17 protein-coding genes are annotated in these 18,208 nt (G+C 63.1%); 8 read left to right on the top strand and 9 right to left on the bottom strand.

Annotated elements, in window-relative coordinates:
• Positions 1–195 precede the first annotated feature (195 nt).
• The 5 genes from QF118_RS01140 to QF118_RS01160 form a co-directional block, all read right to left on the bottom strand.
• Positions 196–1,125, bottom strand: a complete 930-nt coding sequence (locus QF118_RS01140; protein ID WP_282300801.1) for an ornithine cyclodeaminase family protein — start codon at positions 1,123–1,125, stop codon at positions 196–198.
• Between the two features lies 1 nt (position 1,126).
• Positions 1,127–2,284 (bottom strand): DNA recombination protein RmuC, encoded by a 1,158-nt coding sequence (locus QF118_RS01145; protein WP_282300802.1) that lies wholly within the window; start codon positions 2,282–2,284, stop codon positions 1,127–1,129.
• Positions 2,281–4,116, bottom strand: a complete 1,836-nt coding sequence (gene mutL / locus QF118_RS01150) for a DNA mismatch repair endonuclease MutL (RefSeq protein ID WP_282300803.1) — start codon at positions 4,114–4,116, stop codon at positions 2,281–2,283. Before mutL ends, QF118_RS01145 begins: the two co-directional genes overlap by 4 nt.
• A 398-nt stretch (positions 4,117–4,514) precedes the next feature.
• Positions 4,515–5,918, bottom strand: coding sequence for an aspartate aminotransferase family protein (locus tag QF118_RS01155; RefSeq protein ID WP_282300804.1), 1,404 nt, complete (start codon positions 5,916–5,918; stop codon positions 4,515–4,517).
• A 163-nt stretch (positions 5,919–6,081) separates the two neighbouring features.
• Entirely contained in the window at positions 6,082–6,750 is a 669-nt protein-coding gene (locus tag QF118_RS01160) for a GntR family transcriptional regulator (protein ID WP_282300805.1), read from the bottom strand.
• A gap of 166 nt (positions 6,751–6,916) precedes the next feature.
• Here QF118_RS01160 and QF118_RS01165 point away from each other — a divergent pair, with 166 nt between their 5' ends.
• The 5 genes from QF118_RS01165 to QF118_RS01185 all read left to right on the top strand — a co-directional run bounded on the left by QF118_RS01165 (position 6,917) and on the right by QF118_RS01185 (position 12,535).
• Positions 6,917–7,987, top strand: coding sequence for a polyamine ABC transporter substrate-binding protein (locus tag QF118_RS01165; RefSeq protein WP_394357069.1), 1,071 nt, complete (start codon positions 6,917–6,919; stop codon positions 7,985–7,987).
• Positions 7,988–8,050: 63 nt separating this feature from the next.
• Positions 8,051–9,400 (top strand): ABC transporter ATP-binding protein, encoded by a 1,350-nt coding sequence (locus QF118_RS01170; RefSeq protein ID WP_282300807.1) that lies wholly within the window; start codon positions 8,051–8,053, stop codon positions 9,398–9,400.
• 33 nt (positions 9,401–9,433) lie between these two features.
• A complete protein-coding gene (locus tag QF118_RS01175; protein WP_282300808.1) occupies positions 9,434–10,324 on the top strand; it encodes an ABC transporter permease subunit in 891 nt (296 codons plus the stop codon).
• Positions 10,325–10,397: 73 nt separating this feature from the next.
• Positions 10,398–11,216 carry an ABC transporter permease gene (locus QF118_RS01180; protein ID WP_282300809.1) on the top strand — a complete coding sequence of 273 codons (819 nt, stop codon included), beginning with the start codon at positions 10,398–10,400 and terminating at the stop codon, positions 11,214–11,216.
• Positions 11,213–12,535 carry an NAD(P)/FAD-dependent oxidoreductase gene (locus QF118_RS01185; protein WP_282300810.1) on the top strand — a complete coding sequence of 441 codons (1,323 nt, stop codon included), beginning with the start codon at positions 11,213–11,215 and terminating at the stop codon, positions 12,533–12,535. Before QF118_RS01180 ends, QF118_RS01185 begins: the two co-directional genes overlap by 4 nt.
• A gap of 11 nt (positions 12,536–12,546) precedes the next feature.
• On the opposite strand, the gene QF118_RS01190 is transcribed toward QF118_RS01185, so the two are convergent.
• Positions 12,547–13,461: a DMT family transporter gene (locus QF118_RS01190; protein ID WP_282300811.1), complete on the bottom strand. Its 915-nt coding sequence runs from the start codon at positions 13,459–13,461 to the stop codon at positions 12,547–12,549.
• 168 nt (positions 13,462–13,629) lie between these two features.
• Between QF118_RS01190 and QF118_RS01195 the strand changes: the two genes are divergently transcribed.
• Positions 13,630–14,757: an S-(hydroxymethyl)glutathione dehydrogenase/class III alcohol dehydrogenase gene (locus tag QF118_RS01195; RefSeq protein ID WP_282300812.1), complete on the top strand. Its 1,128-nt coding sequence runs from the start codon at positions 13,630–13,632 to the stop codon at positions 14,755–14,757.
• Positions 14,758–14,781: 24 nt separating this feature from the next.
• On the opposite strand, the gene QF118_RS01200 is transcribed toward QF118_RS01195, so the two are convergent.
• Positions 14,782–15,186 carry a YwqG family protein gene (locus QF118_RS01200; protein ID WP_282302519.1) on the bottom strand — a complete coding sequence of 135 codons (405 nt, stop codon included), beginning with the start codon at positions 15,184–15,186 and terminating at the stop codon, positions 14,782–14,784.
• A complete protein-coding gene (locus QF118_RS01205) occupies positions 15,131–15,652 on the bottom strand; it encodes a DUF1963 domain-containing protein (protein ID WP_282300813.1) in 522 nt (173 codons plus the stop codon). Before QF118_RS01205 ends, QF118_RS01200 begins: the two co-directional genes overlap by 56 nt.
• Positions 15,653–15,855: 203 nt before the next feature.
• Between QF118_RS01205 and QF118_RS01210 the strand changes: the two genes are divergently transcribed.
• Together QF118_RS01210 and QF118_RS01215 are read left to right on the top strand one after the other, a co-directional pair.
• Positions 15,856–16,617 carry a potassium channel family protein gene (locus QF118_RS01210; RefSeq protein ID WP_282300814.1) on the top strand — a complete coding sequence of 254 codons (762 nt, stop codon included), beginning with the start codon at positions 15,856–15,858 and terminating at the stop codon, positions 16,615–16,617.
• The gene (locus QF118_RS01215) at positions 16,614–17,105 is read left to right on the top strand and encodes a GNAT family N-acetyltransferase (protein WP_282300815.1); all 492 of its coding nucleotides are present in this window, start codon (positions 16,614–16,616) and stop codon (positions 17,103–17,105) included. The genes QF118_RS01210 and QF118_RS01215 overlap by 4 nt, the downstream gene beginning before the upstream one ends.
• A gap of 2 nt (positions 17,106–17,107) precedes the next feature.
• On the opposite strand, the gene QF118_RS01220 is transcribed toward QF118_RS01215, so the two are convergent.
• Positions 17,108–18,091 carry a DUF3137 domain-containing protein gene (locus QF118_RS01220; RefSeq protein WP_282300816.1) on the bottom strand — a complete coding sequence of 328 codons (984 nt, stop codon included), beginning with the start codon at positions 18,089–18,091 and terminating at the stop codon, positions 17,108–17,110.
• Positions 18,092–18,208: the final 117 nt, after the last annotated feature.

The raw sequence follows: 18,208 nt of genomic DNA on the forward strand, positions 1-18,208 counted from the left end.
GGTGCGTGCCATTCCGCCGCCCCCTCCCCAGGCTCAGCAGAATTGACGGCGTTCTAACAAGCAGGTTTACCTTGTGGCAGGCCCACTGTAGCATAACGTCCATGCGTCAGGCGCATAGAGGTAGTTCAGCTTTAAACTAATTTCCTGACCTCATCTTTCGACGCAATGATCTTGCTTTCTCCTCCGCCCATGTCGTCAGCCCTTGCAGCATTCCTGCCAGGCCCGAGCCGCCAGTGCGTAATCCCCTGCAGCGATTCCGCGAAACATGAACGCCCGGGGACCCTTGCCCAGCGCAACACCCTGATCCAGCAATTCGGCAAGATCCGCCGCGATCCGCCCCGGTGGAACAACCGGGTCGGGCATGTTTTCTTCCTGAACGCGGTCATCCACGACGACGGTTCCAAAGGCGGAAAATGTCTCGCGCATCCAGGGTTTGGCGGCATCGGTGACGATGGCCAGGCTTCCCGGCTTCATCAAGCGCGCATCCAGAAACGGCTGGCCGGAATAGGTGATGGTGATGGAGCTGACAACGATATCGACGCCATCCAGAACCTGGTCCGGCGTCTCGCAGACCTGGGCCTGCAGCCCCAAGTCGGTCGCCATCGCGCACAGGGCATCAATATTCGCCTGACCGCGCCCGAACAGGCGGATCTGTTTCAACGGGTAAAGCGCGGCAAAAATTTCCAGATGCGATCGGGCCTGCACACCGCAGCCGACGAACCCCATGATTTCCGATTGCGGGTTGGCCAAGGGCCCTGCCGCCACCGCCGAAAGCCCGGCGGTCCGCACTCCGGTGATCCATTCCGCATCCATCAAGGCCAGGCATTCGCCGGTCTGCGCGTCCAGCACCATGATCGCCCCGGTGATCGACGGCAGCCCCCTGCCCGGGTTGTCCGGGCAGACGGTCACGGCCTTGACCACGGTCACGTCAGGCGCCTGGCCAGTTGCAAGCGTCGTCATCATGTAACGCCCGTCGCCCGGCTGGATCACCGATTTGGGCGTGGTGATCAGACGCCCGGCTGCCTTGTCGCGGATCGCCTTGCCGATCGCATCGACAATCTCCGAAGGCCCCAGGCCAAGCGCCCTGAGCTCGGCATCGCCAAGAACCTTGGGGGCGAAAGGCATGTCATTCTCCGGGTTTTGTTAGCGGTACAACTGCACCTTCACCCGCAAGTTCCTCAAAGTCAAAGTTATCCAACCGACGGGCGCGTTTTCCTGCCTTGTCGGCGCTGATCTTGATATCCTCGATGTCTTTCGATGCCTGTGCGAAATGGCGATCAAGGTTGGCCACCCGCATCCCCAACCTGTCCACATCGGCATAAAGCAGGTGCAGTTCCTTTCGGATGGCACCGGCCTGTTCGCGCATCCGCGCGTCTTTCAGAATCGCCCGCATGGTGTTCAGCGTCGCCATGCAGGTCGTGGGCGACACGATCCAGACCCGCGCCGCGAACCCTTCGCGTACCAGTTCGGGAAAGTTGGCGTGAAGTTCGGCATAGACCGCTTCGGAGGGCAGGAACATCAGCGCACCATCGGCGGTTTCGCCTTCGATGATGTAGCGGTCGGAAATATCGCGGATATGGCGGCGCAGGGCGATCCGCAACTGCTGCGCGGCGCGGGTCAACTGGTCCTGCGTTTCGGCGCGGCGCAGCGCCTCGTAGCCTTCCAGCGGGAATTTCGCATCGACGACGATGGGCCCCGGAGGGTTGGGCAGATGGATCAGGCAATCAGCCCGCCGCCCGTTCGACAGCGTCGCCTGCAAGGTATAGCTGTCCGACGGCAGCGCCTTTTGCACGATGTCATGCAACTGGATTTCCCCAAAGGCGCCGCGCGTCTGTTTGTTCGACAGGATGTCCTGCAAGGACAGAACATCGCCGGACAGCTTGGTGATATTGGCCTGGGCCTTGTCGATGACCATCAGCCGTTCCTGCAATTCCCCCAGCGATCTGGCGGTACGCCGAGCCGATCCGTGCAGGTTTTCCGACATGCGTTCCTGCACTTCGGCCAGGCGCTGCTCCATCAGTTGCAACATGGCGGTCTGGCTTTGCGCCTGCGCTTCGCTGACGTGATGCAGCCCGCCCGCCAGCCGTTCCTGCCCATCCGACAGGCCGGTCACCCGCTGTGTCAGCGCGTGCATCTGGTAGGCCAGCGGCTCGATCGCGCGGGCCGAGCGCCCGGCGCCGCGCGCTGCCAGGAACAGCAGAAGAAAGACAACAAAGGCCCCGGCCAGGACGGCCAGAACCAGCGGGTCGTTCAACGCAAAAGCCGCGTCACCGATCTGGATCATGTGCGGCCAAACAGGTGTTCGATGTCGGACAGCTTGAGCTCGACATAGGTCGGGCGACCGTGGTTGCACTGGCCGGAATGGGGCGTTGCCTCCATCTCGCGCAGCAGGGCGTTCATTTCCTCGGCGCGCATCCGGCGGCCCGACCGGATCGAGCCGTGACAGGCCACGCGGGACAGGATCGCCTCGATCTTGTCCTGCACCAGTTGGCTTTGTCCAAGGTCGGACAACTCGTCCAGAATGTCGTTCAGCAGGTTTTTCGCGTTCACTTCACCCAGGATCGCCGGGGTTTCGCGCACGGCAACCGCGCCGCCGCCAAAGGGTTCGATGGTCAGGCCCATGCGAGTCAGGTCATCGGCCACCGACAGCAGCGCATCACGATCCCCCGGCGACAGGTCAACCACGTCGGGGATCAGCAGCGCCTGCGCGGCCACGCCGTTTTCGGCCATCTGTCGTTTGAGTTTTTCATAGACAAGGCGTTCATGCGCCGCGTGCTGGTCGACGATGACGATCCCGTCCTGGGTCTGGGCGATGATGTAGTTTTCATGCACCTGCCCCCGGGCGGCCCCCAAAGGCAGGGTTTCGGTCTGCCCGGCGTTTTCCGCAGGCAGGGGCGCATCGACCACGCGGCCGGAATAATCGCGCGCCATCTCGGCAAAGCCCTGTTCGGGCGCTTGCGCGGCGTATGAAACGGCGCGGGCAAAGGGGCTGGGGCGATCCATCTGGTAGACCCGCGCCTGCACCGGTTCAGGACGCATCGCCCCAAGGGTGGCGCTGGCCACGGTGGAGGACGCGCGGTGCCCTGCCTCGGCCAGGGCATGGCGCAGGGCGGACACGATCAGCCCGCGCACGACACCGGGATCGCGAAACCGGACCTCGGACTTGGCGGGGTGCACGTTCACGTCGACCTTGTGCGGGTCGCAATCAACGAACAGCGCCACGGCCGGGTGACGGTCACGGGACAGGAAATCGTGATAGGCGCCGCGCAGCGCGCCGATCAGCATCTTGTCCCGCACCGGGCGGCCATTGACGAAAAGATATTGCGCCACGGCGGTGCCGCGCGAATAGGTCGGCAGGGCGGCGTATCCCGTCAGGCGGAATTCTTCGCGCTCGGCGTCGATGGGCAGGGCGTTTTCGACGAACTCTGCCCCCATCACCCGGGCCAGGCGCCCGCGCAGCGCATCGAACAGGTCGCCGCTTTCGGGATCGACGCGAAAGGTCACGCGGTCATTGCCACCCGACACGTCGCGCAGGGAAAAACCGATCGACGGTTCCGCCATGGCCAGCCGTTTGATCACGTCGCTGATGGCCTGCATTTCGGCGCGGTCGGTGCGCAGGAATTTCAGCCGCGCGGGGGTGGCATAGAACAGATCGCGCAGGGTGACGACCGTCCCGGCGTTCAGCGCGCAGGGCTTGACCGGTTCCCTGACACCGCCATGGACGGACAGCTCCGCCGCCTCGGCGCCGCGCGCCCGGCTTTGGATCGTCAGGCGCCCGACGGCACCAAGGGACGGCAACGCCTCGCCTCTGAAGCCAAAGGAATGGATGTCCAGAAGGTCGCTGCCGTCGATCTTTGACGTGGCATGGCGCGACAGCGCCAGGGGCAATTCCTCGGCGGTCATGCCGCAGCCGTCATCCGTGACCCGGATCAGGGTCTTGCCGCCGTCGGCAATTTCGATTCCGATGCGCCGTGCCCCAGCGTCAATTGCATTTTCCACAAGTTCCTTGACCGCCGAAGCAGGCCGTTCGACGACCTCGCCTGCGGCGATCCGGTTGATTGCGGCATCATCCAGTTGACGAATGATCGGGCGCATATTGGGGGAATGGCTGTTCATGCCACAACACCTAGCAAATCACCTGCGATTCTGAAACGGGTGTTTTCGCCGGGCAGACCGGTGCGCAACGGCAACGGTATACAATCTACGCAACTATTGAACAAAAGTACTAGTTGCGTGATCATAAAGTTGCGTTAACGTTTTTCGTATAAGCAGACTCATCTGCTGGAGAAACGAAAAATGCTTGTCCCACTGATCACGTTCGAAACGATTTCACAGGTCTATGGCGAAGCTTTTGCCAAGGCTTGGTTCCGCCCCTATTCACCGGTCCGCAAACTGGGCTGATCCGGGGGCCGAAAGGCACAGGCCGGGGCGCGATGCGCCACCTGCACCCGGGACGACCCGGGCAACACGATGAAAAGAGGCCGCGGTCCCTTGGGTCCGCGGCCAATGTTTTTTCAGGACGGACGACCGGCCTTCATCAGCCCCTCGTCCTTCAGCTTGGCATGGGCCTCGTCCAGGCTTTTCCAGGCGCGTTCGATCAGCGTGTCGATTTCGCTCTTTGCGATCACCAAGGGCGGGGAAATGATCATCCGGTCGCCGACGTGACGCATGATCAGGTTGTTGTTGAAGCAGCGTTCGCGCGTGATGTAACCGGCGGTGCCTGCCTCGGCCGCAAAGGGGGCGCGGCTGGCCTTGTCCGGGGTCAGGGCGATGCTGCCCATCATGCCGATGATCCTGGCCTCGCCCACCAGGGGGTGATCCGTCAGCGACTCGAACCGCTCTTTCAGGTAGGGGCCGGTTTCGTCGCGCACGCGGTCAACGATGCCCTCATCTTCGAGGATGCGCAGGTTTTCCAGCGCAACGGCGCAGGCAACCGGGTGACCGGAATAGGTATAGCCGTGGTTGAATTCGCAGTTGCCGACAACTTCGGCGACCTCGTCGCACAGGATGCTGGCGCCGATCGGCTGATAACCCGAGGACAGCCCCTTGGCCACGGTCATGATGTGCGGCTTGATCCCCATGGCCTGGCTGCCGAACCAGTGACCGGTCCGACCAAAGCCGCTGATCACCTCGTCCGCGATCAACAAGATGCCGTATTGGTCGACGATGCGCTGGATCTCGGGCCAGTAGGTTTCCGGCGGGATGATCACGCCGCCTGCCCCCTGGACCGGCTCGGCGATGAAGGCAGCCACATTTTCCGGCCCCAGTTCAAGGATCTTCGCCTCAAGCTGGCGGGCGCGTTCAAGGCCGAATTCCTCGGGCGTCTTGTCGCCGCCTTCGCCCCACCAATAGGGCTGGTCGATATAGGCGATGCCGGGGATCGGCATGCCGCCTTGGGCGTGCATGCCCTTCATCCCGCCCAGGCTGCCCGCCCCCACGGTCGACCCGTGATAGGCATTCCAGCGCGAAATCACCCACTGCTTTTGCGGCTGGCCCTTTTCGGCCCAATAGGTGCGGACAAGACGCAGGTTCGTGTCGTTCGCCTCAGAGCCGGAGCCGGCGTAGAACACATGGTTCAGATCCCCGGGCGCCAGTTCGGCAAGCCGCTGGGCCAGCGCGATGGCCGGAACATGCGAGGTTTGGAAAAAGGTGTTGTAAAAGGGCAGTTCGCGCATCTGGCGCGCCGCTGCGTCGACCAGTTCTTCGCGGCCATAGCCGACGTTGACGCACCACAGCCCGGCCATGCCGTCCAGAATGCGGTTGCCATCGCTGTCATTCAGCCAGACGCCTTCGGCCCGCGTGATGATCCGCGCGCCCTTGGCGTTCAGCTGGGACGCATGGGTGAAAGGGTGCATGTGGTGCGCGGCATCAATCGCCTGCAGCTCAGCGGTCGGGGTATTGGTGGATAGGGTGGTCATCTCGACATCCTTCAGAGGCCTTTGCCGCAGAATATGATCAAATTCCGGCCTGTCAATCGAATCACGTAGCCGGGCAGGCCGGGGTTTCGCCCCGGGCCCCGCAGGGCGGCCAGCCCGGAAACAGCCCGCGCCCGGGGGCGCCTTTCGAACGCCCGACGTAACGTCAGGGGGCGGTCAATCCGGCCATGATCATCTCCATCCCCTGCACCACGTCCTCTTCGATGGCCTGTGCCGCGGCCTCGGGATCGCGGGCCTGCAGGGCCTGCACCAGGTCCTTGTGACGGTCCGGCAGGCTGCGCGTTCCGATCTGCCCGCAGACGACGCGCAGGCTGGGCCCGAACCGCAACCACAGGCTGTCGACGATCGCGGTCAGGATAGGCGCCTGGGCGACCTGGTTCAGGCGCGCGTGAAACCGGTGGTTTTCCTGCAAATACAGGCGGATATCCCCCTGTGAAATCGCAAGATCAAGACGGTCGTCAATGGCCGCCAGCTGGGCGATCACCTCGTCGTCGATGCGCGCAGCGGCCTGCCGGGCCAGGATCGGCTCGACCGCGACGCGGGCCGTCACCAGTTCGGCGATGCAATCAGGCCTGAGAACGGGCACCGCGATCCGGCGGTTGCCGAATGCCTCCAGCGCACCTTCGGCGGTCAGCCTGCGCAAGGCTTCGCGCACGGGGGTCATGCCCGCGCCGGTTTCATCGACCAGCCCCTGGATCGTCACCGCCTGACCCGGCGCCATCTCTCCGAACAGGATCATGTCGCGCAGGCGCCGGTACACGGTTTCATGCACGGGCAAGCCGGCGCGCCGGGTGCTCTCTGCCTGAATGTTCATCACGCTCCTCCCTGTCGCCCGCGCAGTGTGCAGCAACATCTTGCACCCGGTTTATCATCATGGAAACATCGAAACTGTTGCCAAGCAAGACAACATTTGATCAAATCCACGGACCAAAGGGGCAAAAGACCCCATTGTCCAACGGGAGTGCACTATGAAAACCCTCATGACTTTCACTGCAAGCTGCGCGCTGATCGCCGGATTTGCGAATGCCGAAGAAGTTCGGGTCTACAACTGGTCCGACTACATCGACGAAGAACTGCTGACCAAGTTCGAAGAAGAGACCGGCCTTGACCTGATCTATGACGTCTTCGACAGCAACGAACTGCTGGAAACCAAGATGCTGGCCGGTGGATCCGGTTATGACGTCGTGGTGCCGACCGGCACCTTCCTGCAGCGCCAGATCCAGGCCGGCGCCTTTCAAAAGCTGGACAAGTCCAAGCTGCCCAACATCGAAAACATGTGGGACGTGATCGCCGACCGCACCAGCAAGTACGACCCCGGCAACGAACATGCGATCAACTACATGTGGGGCACCACCGGGCTGGGCGTGAACATCGGCAAGGTCAAGGAACTGCTGGGCGAAGACGCCCCGATCGACAGCTGGGACCTGGTGTTCAAACCCGAGAACATGGAAAAGCTGGCCGCCTGCGGCGTGCATTTCCTGGACGCGCCGGCGGAAATGATCCCGGCCGCGCTGAACTACATCGGTGAAGACCCCGACAGCCATGACCCGGACGTGATCGCCAAGGCCGAGGCGGTCTATGCCCCCGTGCGCCCCTACATCCAGAAGTTCCACAGCTCGGAATACATCAACGCGCTGGCCAATGGCGACATCTGCGTGGCGGTCGGCTGGTCCGGCGACATCCTGCAGGCCCGCGACCGCGCCGCCGAGGCCGACAACGGCATCGAGATCGGCTATTTCGCGCCCAAGGAAGGCGCCCAGATGTGGTTTGACCAGATGGCCATTCCGGTCGATGCCCCCAACCCCGATGGCGCGCACAAGTTCCTGAACTTCATCATGGATGCGCAGAACATGGCGGCAGCGTCGAACTATGTCTATTACGCCAACGGCAACAAGGCGTCGCAGGAATTCCTGGTCGAAGACGTGATCGGCGATCCGGCGATCTACCCGTCGGCCGAGGCGCTGGACAACACCTTTACCACCACGCCGTTCGAGCCCAAGGTGCAGCGTGTCGTGACGCGCCTGTGGACCAAGATCAAATCGGGCACCTGACGCCCATTTCCCGGCCCGCGCCCCAGATCCGGGGGGCGGGCCATTCATTTGCCGGGACCACACATGGCCGCTAGCGTATTTGCCCCCTGGAACGATCCGAACCAGAAACCCCTGATCGAATTTCAGGGCGTGACCAAACGGTTTGGCGACTTCACCGCAATCGACAACCTTTCACTGAAGATCTACGCACAGGAGTTCTTTGCCCTGCTTGGCCCGTCCGGCTGCGGCAAGACCACCATGATGCGGATGCTGGCAGGGTTCGAAACCCCGACCGAAGGCCACATCCTGCTGAACGGCCAAAGCATCGACAACGTGCCCCCGAACAAGCGCGCCGTGAACATGATGTTCCAAAGCTATGCGCTGTTCCCGCATCTGTCCGTCTGGGACAACATCGCCTTTGGCCTGCGCCGCGAAAGCAAGGACAAGGCGACGATCGAGGCCCGCGTCGAAGAGATGCTGCGCCTGACCCGCCTGTCGAAATTCGCCAAGCGCAAGCCGCACCAGATTTCCGGCGGCCAGCGCCAGCGCGTCGCGCTTGCCCGGTCCCTGGCCAAGGCGCCAAAGCTGCTGTTGCTCGACGAACCGCTGGGCGCGCTTGACCGCAAGCTGCGCGAAGAGACCCAGTTCGAACTGATGGACATCCAGGAAAAGACCGGCACGACCTTTGTGATCGTCACCCACGACCAGGAAGAGGCGATGACCGTCGCCAGCCGCGTTGCCGTGATGGACGAAGGCCGCATCGTGCAGGTTTCGACCCCTGACGTGATCTACGAGGCGCCCAATTCGGTCTATGTCGCCGACTTCATCGGCGATGTGAACCTGATCCGTGGCACCGCCAAGGCCCGCGGTGTGGCCCCCGCGCCCAAGCCGGCCGAAACGCCCAAACAGCAGCCCGCCGCCCCCGCAAAGGCAGCGTCCGAACCGGATCGCCGCCCGCAACCCAACGCCCTTGGCGAATGGCTGCATGACAACCTGCTGGCCCCCGTTCTGGGCGAGCGTGAAAAGCCCCCGGCCATGCTGCCCGCCCCCGACCAGTCCAGCGCCCCGGCGCAACCCGATGACGACGGACTGCCCGAGGGCGGCATCGAAATCACCTGGGCCGAAGGCCAGCCCAAGGTCATCGCCACCAATGGCGCGCATGACCTGGATGGCAAGGAAATCGTCCTTGCCCTGCGCCCCGAGAAAGTCAGCATTTCGAAAACCCGGCCCGACACCACCAATGCCCTGAAGGGCAAGGTGATCGACATCGGCTATCTGGGCAACATCTCGACCTATCACGTTGAATTGGCGGGCGGGTTGATGGTCAAATCCCAGGTGACGAACACGCGCCGCATCTCGCGCCGCGACATCACCTGGGAAGACGAGGTCTGGATCAGCTTCACCACCACCGCTGGCGTGGTGCTGGTCGAATGACCCGCCGCGCACGCACATCGGTGGAGGGCTGACATGCGCCGCTTTACCCTGATCGCCGTGCCCTACCTGTGGCTGTTGGCGTTTTTCCTGATCCCCTTTGCCATCGTCCTCAAGATTTCCCTGTCGGACGTCGCCCTGGCACGCCCGCCCTACATGCCGCAGCTGGACCTGAGCGCCGGCTGGGAGGGGCTGCGCAGTTTCCTGGCCGATCTCGATTTCGAGAATTTCACCTTTCTGACCACCGACGATCTGTACTGGAAGGCCTATCTCAGCTCGTTGCGGATTGCCGCGATATCGACGGCCCTCACGCTGCTGGTCGGCTTTCCCATCGCCTATGGCATGGCCCGGGCCGCGCCGGAATGGCGGCCGACCCTGCTGATGCTGGTGATCCTGCCGTTCTGGACCTCGTTCCTGATCCGCGTCTATTCCTGGATGGGCATCCTGTCGACCGAAGGCCTGCTGAACCAGTTCCTGCTGGGCCTTGGCGTCATTTCCGAACCGCTGGCCATCATGAACACCAACAAGGCGGTCTATATCGGCATCGTCTACACCTATCTGCCCTTCATGATCCTGCCGATCTATGCGGCGCTGGAAAAGATGGACGACAGCCTGCTCGAGGCGGCCGAGGACCTTGGCTGTTCGCGACTGTCGGCCTTTTGGCTGATCACCGCGCCCCTGTCCAAGGGCGGCGTGATCGCGGGCTGTTTCCTTGTGTTCATCCCTGCGCTTGGCGAATTCGTCATTCCGTCGCTGCTGGGCGGATCGGAAACCCTGATGATCGGCAAAGTGCTGTTCGAAGAGTTCTTTACCAACCTCGACTGGCCCGTGGCCTCGGCCGTGGCGGTGATCCTGCTGCTGATCCTGATCGTCCCGATCATCCTGTTCCAGCGCAACCAGCAAAAGGCGCGCGAGGCCGAACAATGACCCTGTTCCCGATCCAGTCCCGCCGCCATGTCGCGGCGCAGCCCCCGGCGGCCTTTACGAAAGGCAAAGCAGCATGAAGCGGTTTACCTGGTTCAACGCCACCTCGCTGACCTTCGGCTTTGCCTTTTTGTACCTGCCGATGCTGATCCTGGTGATCTACAGCTTTAACGAAAGCCGCCTGGTCACGGTCTGGGCGGGCTTTTCGACCCAGTGGTACGGCACGCTTCTGCAAAACGAGGAATTCCTTGGTGCGGCCTGGGTCACGGCCAAGGTCGCGTTCTTTTCGTCCTGCATGGCGACCGTGCTGGGCACGATGGCGGCCTATGTTCTGGTCCGCGCCAACCGGTTTCCGGGGCGCACGCTGTTTTCCGGCATGATCTATGCTCCGCTTGTCATGCCCGAGGTCATCACCGGCCTGTCGCTGCTGCTGCTGTTCATCGGCATCGGGTTGGAGCGCGGCATTCTGACGGTCGTTCTGGCCCATACCACCTTTGCCATGTGCTATGTCTCGGTGGTGGTGTCGTCGCGGCTGGTCGCCTTTGACCGGTCCCTGGAAGAGGCCGCGCTGGACCTGGGCTGTTCCCCGTTCGAGGCCTTTCGCCTTGTCACCCTGCCGATCATCGCGCCTGCGGTGATTTCGGGCTGGTTGCTGGCCTTTACCCTGTCGCTGGACGACCTGGTGATCGCCAGCTTTACCACCGGCCCCGGCGCGACCACCCTGCCGATCAAGGTGTTTTCGGCCGTACGGCTGGGGGTTTCGCCGGAAATCAACGCGCTGTCGACGCTGTTGATCGCCATCGTGGCGGTCGGGGTGATCACGGCCTCGTTGATCTCGAAACGGGCTGCGGTGGCGCAGGCACGCGATGAACAGGCCGCCGTCCGCTCTGAATGAGACGGATATACGAGGCCGGGGCCTATGCACCGCAAAGCGGCTGTTACTGGGCGGATACCGTTCCGGCGCAGCAATGGCCCCGGCATTCCGGCGCAGGCACGGTTGATACCGCAATCATCGGCGGCGGGTTCACAGGGCTGAACGCCGCCCTGACACTGGCCGTAGCCGGTGACAAAGTCGCCCTGTTCGAGGCGCAAACCCCCGGCTTTGGCGCATCGGGGCGCAACGGCGGGTTTTGTTGCCTGGGCGGGGCCAAGGCCACGGGCGCCAGCCTGGCCCGGCGGTTCGGGGACAAGGCCCCGCAAGACTGGGCCGATACGGAACGGGCGGCGGTGGCGCATGTGGCCGGGCTGATCGACCGGTTCGGGCTGGACGTCGACGCCCATTCCAAAGGTGAAACGCTGATGGCGCATTCGGCCAGGGCCTGGCGCGCCATGCAGGCCGACGCGCCCCGGATTGCCCGGCTTTATGGCGCCGCACCCGACCTGACCCCTGCCAGCCAGCTTGCCCAGGGCGGTCTGGCAGGGCCCTGGCACGGCGCGATGACCCTGCCCATCGGCTTTGCCCTGAACCCGCGCAAATATCACGCCGGACTGGCGCAGGCCGCCAGGCAGGCCGGGGCGCAGCTGTTCGCGGGCAGTCCGGTCAAGAATGTACACAAGGCCTCGCAAGGCTGGACCCTGGAAACCCCGCAAGGGCAGGTCACCGCCCGGCGCGTCGTGCTGGCGACCAACGGCTATTCCTCGGACGATGTGCCCGACTGGCTGCGCGCGCGCTATCTGCCGGTGCAATCCAGCGTGATCGTCACCCGCCCGATCACGGCAGAAGAACAGGCGCGGCAGGGCTGGACCTCGGGGCAGATGGCCTATGACAGCCGCCAGTTGCTGCATTATTTCCGGCTGATGCCGGACGGGCGGTTCCTGTTTGGCATGCGCGGCGGGCTAAGGGCGACCGCCCGGGCGCAAAAGGCGATTTCGCAAAAGATCCGGACCGATTTCCACCGGCTGTTCCCAGCATGGCGCGACGTCGAGATCACCCATGACTGGAGCGGCCTTGTCTGCCTGATGCCAGGCCTTGTGCCCTTTGTCGGGCCGGTGCCCGGCCATGACGGGATGTTCGCGGCGATGGGGTTTCACGGCAATGGCGTGGCGATGGGCAGCTATGCTGGCCACCTGATCGCCAGCCGGGTTCTGGGCCAGAGGCCAGATGGGCCATGCCCGGAATTTCTGGGCCAGCCTCCGGGGCGGTTCCCGCTGGGCCGGTTCCGGCGCGCCTTGCTGGCCCCGGCCTATCTGCTGGCCGAAACCTTCGATCTGTAGCGGCGCCTGCCCTACATCCTTTCCGACATCTTCGGGCGCGCCTTGCCGCGTTGCAGGCCCAGTTGCCGTTCGCGCCAGATGATCAGCACCCCGGCCGCCATGACGATGGCCGATCCGATCAAAACCATCGCGGTCGGCACCTCGTCAAAGAAGAAATACCCGAACAGGATCGCAAACAGGATCGAGGCATAGTCGAAAGGCGCCAGAACCGCCGCCTCGGCGTGGCGGTAGGACGACGTCAGCAGGATCTGCGCGACGCCTCCGATCAACCCGGCGCCGATCAATTGCGCCGCGCCGATCAGTCCGGGCCAGACCCAGCCAAAGGGGATCGTGACCAGCGAAAACAAGGTCGCGGTCATCGAGAACCAGAACACGATGGCGGCGGTCGGCTCGCTTGCGACCATGCGGCGGATGTGGATTTGCGCCAGCGCCCGCAGCACCGCCGAAATCAGGATACAGGCCACGCCCAGCGCGGCGGCATCGTCCAGACCGTCCAGTGTCAACCGCGGCCACAGCACCACGACCACTCCGACCAACCCCAGCGCGACGGCGCTTAGCCGGAACAGGCGCAGCCGCTCCTTGAGCAGGACAGCCGCAAAGATCACCGTCAGCAGCGGCGCGGCATAGCCCAGTGCCGTGACCTCGGGCAGTGGCAACAGGCCCAGCGCAGTGAATCCGGTGCCCATGGCCGACACGCCGATCAGCCCGCGCCAGAAATGCGCAATAGGGCGCTGCACCTTCAGCCCCTGCGACAGGTCTCCGCGCAGGGCCAGCCACAGGATGATGATCGGCATGGCAAAGAAGGATCGAAAGAACACCGCCTCGCCCGGCGGCACGATGTCCGAGCTGGCCTTGATGAGCGCGGCCATGATCGTGAAAATGAAAACTGCGCTGAGTTTCAGCGCAATGCCGTGCAGGGGGGACATGGGGGACTCCTGAAAGTGGTGTCAGGGTGGACCGCTGCGCCCGCAAGGTCAATCCGCTGCGATCGCAGGCCCAAGCGGAAAACCAACCGCAAGGGTCTTGGTGTTGCGGGCGCGGGCGCTTTGGGACAGTGTCGGCGCAACGGCATCGTCAAAATGGGAGAGACGCGCATGCGCACGAAAGCGGCAGTTGCACTTGAGGCGGGCAAGCCTTTGCAGATCATGGAAGTGAACCTGGACGGCCCCAAGGCGGGCGAGGTTCTGGTCGAGATCAAGGCCACCGGGATTTGCCATACCGATGAATTCACCCTGTCAGGCGCTGACCCCGAGGGGCTGTTCCCCTCGATCCTGGGGCACGAGGGCGCGGGCATCGTGCTGGAGGTTGGCGAAGGCGTCACCACGCTGAAGCCCGGCGACCACGTGATCCCGCTTTATACGCCGGAATGCCGCGAGTGTTATTCCTGCCTGTCGGGCAAGACCAACCTGTGCACCGCCATCCGTAATACGCAAGGCCAGGGGCTGATGCCCGACGGCACCACGCGGTTTTCGATGCTGGATGGCACGCCGATCTATCACTACATGGGCTGTTCGACCTTTGCGAACCACACCGTCATGCCGGAAATCGCATTGGCCAAGGTCCGCGAGGACGCGCCCTTTGACAAGATCTGCTATATCGGCTGCGGCGTGACCACCGGGATCGGCGCGGTGATCAATACGGCTGGCGTTGAAATCGGATCGACGGCGGCGGTGTTCGGATTGGGCGGCATCGGGCTGAACGTGATCCAGGGCCTGCGCATGGCCGGGGCCGACATGATCATCGGCGTCGATCTGAACGATTCAAAGGCCGAGATGGCGAAGAAATTCGGCATGACGCATTTCGTGAACCCGTCAAAGGTCGAGAACACCGTTCAGGAAATCGTCAACCTGACCAAGCGCGGCATCGACCAGATCGGCGGCGTCGATTATTCCTTTGACGCCACGGGCAACGTGCAGGTGATGCGCGACGCGCTGGAATGTTCGCACCGCGGCTGGGGCGTGTCGGTCGTGATCGGCGTGGCCCCTGCGGGCGCCGAAATCAGCACCCGCCCCTTCCAGCTGGTCACCGGGCGCGTCTGGAAAGGCACGGCCTTTGGCGGCGCCAAGGGCCGCACCGACGTGCCGAAGATCGTCGACTGGTACATGGACGGCAAGGTCGAGATCGACCCGATGATCACCCACACCATGAAGTTGGAAGACATCAACGACGCTTTTGACCTGATGCACAAGGGTGAAAGCATCCGCTCTGTCGTGATCTACTGAAGGCGCGCGGGGACAGACCCCGCCCTATACAAAAGTCCATGCGAAGGCCCGCGAGAAATCCCGGGCCTTCAGCGCATCGGGCTCAATGTAGAAAATCAGCTCGTCCGAATAGTCGAAGCCCCAATCAAAATCGGATTGCAGCCGCAACAGCGGGATCTGACGCGCCTTCCGCAAGTGATCATCCTGATCGCCATAAAAATCAAAAAGCGTGTGCCGCGCGCAGGTGCTGCGCTCTGTCGTCAGTCCCGAACGATCCAGATCCGGCACAGGGGCAATCGCGATATGGTTGAGCATCTTGTCCGTCGCCATGACCCGATCGAGCATCGCGTCGGCAAAGTCCTGACCGACAAACATCCATGCAATCTGGTCATACTTATGGAAATGGACCGGCCATTTGCGAAAGACCTTTGGCTCTTCGAAAGCACACATCAAGCAGCGTCCGCTCTTTCCAACCCTCCGGGAAATCGGGCATGGCACGTTCCGGGCAGGCGCTGACATCGCCGTCGACCCAGATCACCGACGCGGTTCCGGGCACCCCCTCCAGATGATCCGCGTAGTCGGCAAAGAAGAACAGCGTGCCGGTCCGGGGCATCAGTTCGAAATCCTCTCCGAAGGGAAGGGAAGCCAGATTGATCTGGGCAAGGAAATGCATCGGATGCGTCGCTTCGTCGGTATGCCTTGCCACCCACGGCCACGCGATCTCGGGCGGCAGGGTCGGTGCCCCGCCAAGCCAGCAGCCCGTTCTTGCCGGCATTTCGGCAAAGGGCTCTTTCACCACCAACAGCGCCGGGTAGGTGGCCTTTGCCAGCATCTGTTCAAGCTCGCCGGGATCCAGCGCGCGGTGATGTTCGGAAGGATCGGCCCATTTTGCCGGATACTCGATAAGCGGAAACATGTGCGCCCTTTCTGGATTGCCTTGCCTGCCTTTGCATCGCCCGCGATTTCGGCAAGTTGCAGGCGACGGCAAGACAATCCTGGGAAACGCGCGCGGGGCATAGCGCCGCCCTTCCCAGCCTTTCGGAGCATCCGGCGGCGGCGCGCTGGCGGCGCGGTTTGTTTTTGAGTATTTTCGCCAAGAAGAAGGCAGGGGACAGCGCGATGAAAAACCGGATTCGCGAGCTTTACGCAGGCGACAGCGCCGAAGCGCACCGGTTTCGCTATGCCCTGCTGGTCTTTGACATTGTCACGATCCTGTTCGTCATCGCGACCTCGTTTTCCCATCACGGACCGGTGGTCGAGACGATCGACATGGTCTTTGGCGTATTCATCCTGGCCGATTTCGCCGCGCGCATCTGGATATCCGGCAGCCGCTGGCGATTGCTGTCCCGGCCGACCACGATTGCCGACCTGATCGCCGTGATTTCCTTTCTCGCACCGCTGGCGGGTGAGGGGCTTGGCTTTTTGCGGGTCTTGCGGACCCTGCGCCTGCTGCACACCTATCAGCTGACGAAGCGGCTCAAGCAGGATTTCCCCTATTTCGAGCGCAACCACGATGTCATCACCGCCGTTCTGAACCTGTTTGTCTTCATCTTCGTGATGACCGGCATCATCTATGCCACCCAGTACCCGCTGAACCCGCAGATCCAGAACTATGCCGATGCGCTGTATTTCACCGTGACGGCGCTGACGACCACAGGCTTTGGCGATATCACCCTGCCGGGAACCACGGGGCGGATGATTTCCGTGCTGGTGATGATCTTTGGCGTGACGCTGTTCTTGCGGCTGGTGCAGGTGTTGTTCCGGCCCAACAAGGTGCGCCAGCCTTGTCAGACTTGCGGGTTGGTGCTGCATGATGCAGATGCGGTGCATTGCAAACACTGCGGCGCCGTGATCCGCATCGAGACCGAAGGCCAGACATGAGCATTACCATTCGCCCCGCCACCGACGTCGACAAACCTGCCGTCTGGGCCATGCTGGAACCGGTGTTTCGTGGCGGTGACACCTATGCCATCGACGCGGACATCCCGCAGGACGAGGCATTGGCCTATTGGTTCGGGCCCGAGCGGCGGGTCTTTGTCGCCGAGGACGGCGGCACGGTGCTGGGCACCTATTACATGGTGCGCAATCAAAAGGGCGGCGGATCACACGTATGCAACTGCGGTTATGTCACCGCCGCCGCAGCGCGCGGCAAGGGCATCGCGCGCGAGATGCTGGCCCATTCGCTGAAGGTCGCGCCGGAATTCGGGTTTCGCGCCATGCAGTACAATTTCGTGGTCAGCACCAACACCCGCGCCATCGACACCTGGCAACGCGCCGGGTTCGAGGTGATCGGCCGCCTGCCGGGGGCCTTCAACCACCCGGTTCAGGGCTATGTCGATGCCTTGGTGATGTACCGCAGCCTGGTCTGAGCCTAGTCGTCCAGAAGCCGGTCGATCACCCTGCGGATCAGTGCCATGTCGGCAAAGACCCCGTGCAGTTCCTCTGCGACGGCCCCGGCCTCGGCGTCGATGGAGCCGAACTCCATGAACCGCGCCGAGCGGGGCAGCGCCAGCCACAGGTTGCTGCCTTCGAAGGCTGCGCGAAAGCCTTCGGCGCCGGTTTCGGATTCCTGTGCCCCGACATCCATCAGCGCCTGCAGAAGCGGCGGTTTCATCAGCGTCAGGGCGGCCTGCGGGTCCTTGGCGTGCAGGGCATAGGCAGCGTCAAAGGGGGGATGGCCGGTATCGACCTCTGGCATGCCGCGTCCGGTATCCCCCGCAAGAAACCCCAGAACCGCGCCGCCGACCTGCCCCATGTTGCGCGTCACCAGGATATCCGTTGTCGCATGCATGGGCAGCCCGATGCGGATCAGCAACCCGTCAAACACCTCTTTGGTTGAGGTCTTGCCCTGCGCTTCCTTCACCTCCTGCGTCAGCCGGGTTTCGGCCAGCTCGAAGCCAAGCCCGCGGTAGGTGCCACTGATGCGGTCCTCGTAATTCCCCTGATCGTGCAGGTCGACAAGGCCCATGGTGCTTAGCGCCTCGGGCTGGAACATCTGGCCGGGGCGCGGATCGTATTGCGTGTCGCCCAGGAAATCGCAGACCACAGGCATGACCAGATCGGACAGCGCGCCGGTGTACCGGGCCGACTGGCTGCCCCGGGCGATCGCACCGCCAATCAAGAAAAGGACAAACACCGCGATACCGCCAAGAATTCCGCCCGCTGACGCGCCGGTATAGGCGATCACTCCGCCCCCCAAAACGGCGCCAAGGCCAAGCGCGATCTTGAACATTCGGGCGCCTTTGCCCTGAAGCGTCTTTCGTTGATCTTCGAGCCCGCCCATATGCGGCGCGATCTTGCTGGCGAAAACCGGGGCAAATCCGGTTTCAATCGGCTGCGTTTCCTTAAAATCCATCGTGCAGTCCCCCATTCCCCTTGCCGTTACGGTAAGCCGGGTGGGCCTGTTTCCCTAGTCCGGTTTTCCTGACACCCGGGCGAAAGACTGTTACTATGGGACTTTGAACAACGAGGG

The organism is Tropicibacter oceani (assembly GCF_029958925.1).
Classification (GTDB): Bacteria; Pseudomonadota; Alphaproteobacteria; order Rhodobacterales; family Rhodobacteraceae; genus Pacificoceanicola; species Pacificoceanicola oceani.